Source organism: Sporosalibacterium faouarense, from assembly GCF_016765695.1.
Lineage (GTDB): Bacteria > Bacillota > Clostridia > Tissierellales > VENL01 > Sporosalibacterium > Sporosalibacterium faouarense.
Genome location: NZ_JAETGO010000085.1, coordinates 1 through 3,251, shown reverse-complemented (window position 1 = coordinate 3,251; position 3,251 = coordinate 1). Strand labels below are relative to the sequence as shown.

The following is a 3,251-nucleotide window of genomic DNA, read 5'->3' as shown; positions in this document are numbered from 1 at the left end:
ACGGTACGTACGGTGGTGTGAGAGGTCGGTAGATAAAATAATTATCTACCTCCTACTCGATTTAGATTAGAATTGAATACTAACTTTTCTTTGGCTTATTCTCAATAGTTTTTATATGAGTAGGCTAACTAATGAAATATAATATATAATTAAAGAAGGAGAAGAAGTCATTAAACAGAAATTAGTATTTAAGGTAAATTAGAGAAATTATTTTATGGAAGATAAGGGGGTAATAATTATGGATTTTAAGATAAGAAAAAGCAATTTAGAAAATATAAAAGAAATTATGGAAAGTGGTCTTTCGAAGCATAACTCATATTTTGATTCTTTTTTAGAAGACCACATTATAAAATCAAATCATTATGAAATATTAGATGATGAAAATAATATAGGTTATTTTTCAATATTTGAGGAGAATCTTTTAACACAGTTTTATATGAAAGACGAATACCAACATTTGTCACAAGAGGTTTTTGATAAAGTAAGAAGGTACGAACAGGTTAATAAGGCATTTGTCCATACAGGAGATGAATTTTACCTAACTCATATAATTGACTACTCAAGAAATATAGAACCACAAGCATACTTTTTTAAGGACTCAAAAATAGAAATTCCTAAAGATAAAATACTATCGGATTTTTCATATAAATTAGCTACAGAACAAGATATAGATATAATTAAGAAGCATTCTGGAGATTTTTTTGACGATGTAATTGAACAGGTAAAGAAGAAACAATTATATATGGGATATAAGAATAATGAAGTAGTATCATTTGGGATTATTGAAAAAAGTAAGTTATACAATAATGTTGCAAGCATAGGTATGTTTACAGCTTCAGACAAAAGAAAATGTGGTATTGGAAGAAATACGCTAATTCACTTGAAAGAAGTTTGCTATAAAAACAATATAGAACCTATAGCAGGGTGCTGGTACTATAATCATAATTCAAAGAAAACTCTTCAAAGCGCAGGAATGATAGGTCAATCTAGATTACTTGTTGCAAAATTATAGATTAGATTTTAAAGAAATTTATAAAAATAAATAGGATTAATGTAAAACAATAGTTAAATTGGGGTGAAGTATGATGAAAAAAAGAATAGTATTAGTTTCATTTGTAGTATCCTTTATCGACTATAAAAAATTATCAGTTATTCGGTACAGTGCTGTCCTTAACTGGTGGAATAGGCTTTATATTAAGTGGAATAGGAGTTTATAAAGAGTTTTAAGTGAAGGATGATTTAAAATGACAAAAGATAAAATTATTAAAGGAATAATGATTGTAACGGGAATTCTTTTAATGTTTCTAGAATTTAAGATCATGAATAGCATGGCGATGATATCAAGTATTAGCATAGTATTGATTATAACTATAGTTGTCGGATTAACAATACATAAATTGACGTCTGATGCCTATAACAACTTACTTATAACGGTATTTTCAAGTATAACATATATAATGCTGACAGTTTATTATGGACTATTTGTTCCAACAGCTTTTATGGATTATACTAATATTATTATTTTTTTAATAAATTTCTTTGGGCTCAATTTACCTGTTATAGTAGATGAATATCTGTCCTCAAAGATATCTAATTTTGGCGGATACTTAAAATACTTATGTATCTATTTTTCGGTATCCTATATGATTTTATTATCAGACGCTTTATTTTTTAATAATAGAGGAGGGTTTTATTTTAAAGAGATAAATTTAGTTCCATTTAAAACTATTGTGCCATATATTCTCAATACTGCAAATGTCAATAGCAATATAGTAATCATAAATGTTTTAGGAAATATAATCTTATTCATTCCCATTGGGGTTATAGTGGGAATTATAGTAAAGAAAAAGATTAAAAGTGTTCTTAATTTGGCTTTAATACCTATGTTAATAGAAACAATTCAATATATAAGTGCCACTGGTGTTGCGGATATTGATGATTTTATATTAAATTTTGTTGGAGAGCTGATGGGGTTAGGAATAGTGGGTTTAGTAGAAAAATTGTATAGTAAGAGACATAAAGATGTGGGAAAGAGATTATTCAAATTGGAGTGATAATGTGATTAAATTATATATAATAATGGGATATATTTTTATATTAAACCTTACTAGTTATATCATGACTGGATATGATAAGAAGAAAGCAAGAACTTATGGATGGAGAGTTCCAGAAAAGAGATTTTTTATATTAGCATTTTTGGGTGGAGCTACAGGAATATATCTTGGGATGAAAAAATTTAGGCATAAGACAAAGCACGGACTTTTTGTATATGGGATTCCATTAATTATTCTGTTAAATTTAGTAGTATACTATTATTTGATTTTTAAGGTATGAGATATGGAAAATATACTAAATCTTAAGGCGATTATATATAAAAGAGTTTAAATATCTTAATTTAATACAAGATTAATGAATTGCGATAATATGCAAGGACTGTTTAAAGTGTAATCTCTCCATAAGTGATATTTTCAAAAACAAATTGTAAAATAACAGTAAATATGACAGGATGGTGTCATGTTTATTATTGTATAATTTTTACAACAAAGAAAATATATGAAGGGAGATTTTTATGGAACCTAAAATTATCGAAAAGGAAAAAATGATTATTGTTGGTATGGTTGCTACTGGTAAAGATGTAGGTGAAGTTGACATCGGTGAACTATGGGATCTGTTTGATAGCAAAAGAGACAAGATTAAGTCTAAAAGCTCGGAGAAAGCTTATGAGATTCATATTGGCGATAACTCAGAACCTAAAAGACATTATTGTATAGTTGGAGTAGAGACAAAAGAAGGAGAGGGAGAAACACCGATTGAGATGATAACCAAGATTATGCCTTCTTGTAAATATGCAGTATTTACTCATCAGCTTAAGAATGGAGGATATGGAGGAATCTATGATCACATAAACAATTGGATTGAAAATTCAAAATATGAGGAAGCATATTCCTTTGAAATTCAAGTTTATGATGAGAGATTTAAAGGTCCTAATAATCCGGAATCTATACTAGAATATTATATACCTGTCGTAGAAGTTAAGTAACGTAAAAAAATATAAAAGAAATGAAATTTAAGTAAAAAGTCAATAACATTGGAGCTAAGGTCAATATACTCTGCAAGATTAAATCAAATTGTAGGTAAGCATACTGTAATAATGGAATCAGCATTATATCCTAAGGGATAATGCTGATTTTTTATCTTTTGATAAGACTCCCACTTCTATAAGTGGGAGAGAAGATTTCTCTTCAGGTGGA

5 protein-coding genes are annotated in these 3,251 nt (G+C 28.1%); all 5 read left to right on the top strand.

Features of this window, described 5'->3' with window-relative positions:
- Positions 1 to 238 precede the first annotated feature (238 nt).
- The 5 genes from JMO20_RS16080 (at position 239) to JMO20_RS16065 (ending at position 3,040) form a co-directional block, all read left to right on the top strand.
- Positions 239 to 1,012 (top strand): N-acetyltransferase, encoded by a 774-nt coding sequence (locus JMO20_RS16080; RefSeq protein ID WP_202710726.1) that lies wholly within the window; start codon positions 239 to 241, stop codon positions 1,010 to 1,012.
- Between the two features lie 73 nt (positions 1,013 to 1,085).
- Positions 1,086 to 1,217, top strand: a complete 132-nt coding sequence (locus JMO20_RS20465; protein ID WP_279380160.1) for a hypothetical protein — start codon at positions 1,086 to 1,088, stop codon at positions 1,215 to 1,217.
- Between the two features lie 27 nt (positions 1,218 to 1,244).
- Positions 1,245 to 2,054: a VanZ family protein gene (locus JMO20_RS16075; protein ID WP_202710725.1), complete on the top strand. Its 810-nt coding sequence runs from the start codon at positions 1,245 to 1,247 to the stop codon at positions 2,052 to 2,054.
- Positions 2,055 to 2,058: 4 nt separating this feature from the next.
- A complete protein-coding gene (locus JMO20_RS16070; RefSeq protein ID WP_341534048.1) occupies positions 2,059 to 2,334 on the top strand; it encodes a DUF1294 domain-containing protein in 276 nt (91 codons plus the stop codon).
- A 235-nt stretch (positions 2,335 to 2,569) separates the two neighbouring features.
- Positions 2,570 to 3,040, top strand: a complete 471-nt coding sequence (locus JMO20_RS16065) for a GyrI-like domain-containing protein (protein ID WP_202710724.1) — start codon at positions 2,570 to 2,572, stop codon at positions 3,038 to 3,040.
- Positions 3,041 to 3,251: the final 211 nt, after the last annotated feature.

Bases quoted from the DNA above. Each gene is read 5' to 3' on its own strand.
- JMO20_RS16065 (WP_202710724.1), top strand. From the start codon at position 2,570: ATGGAACCTAAAATTATCGAAAAGGAAAAAATGATTATTGTTGGTATG.
- JMO20_RS16080 (WP_202710726.1), top strand. From the start codon at position 239: ATGGATTTTAAGATAAGAAAAAGCAATTTAGAAAATATAAAAGAAATT.
- JMO20_RS20465 (WP_279380160.1), top strand. From the start codon at position 1,086: ATGAAAAAAAGAATAGTATTAGTTTCATTTGTAGTATCCTTTATCGAC.
- JMO20_RS16075 (WP_202710725.1), top strand. From the start codon at position 1,245: ATGACAAAAGATAAAATTATTAAAGGAATAATGATTGTAACGGGAATT.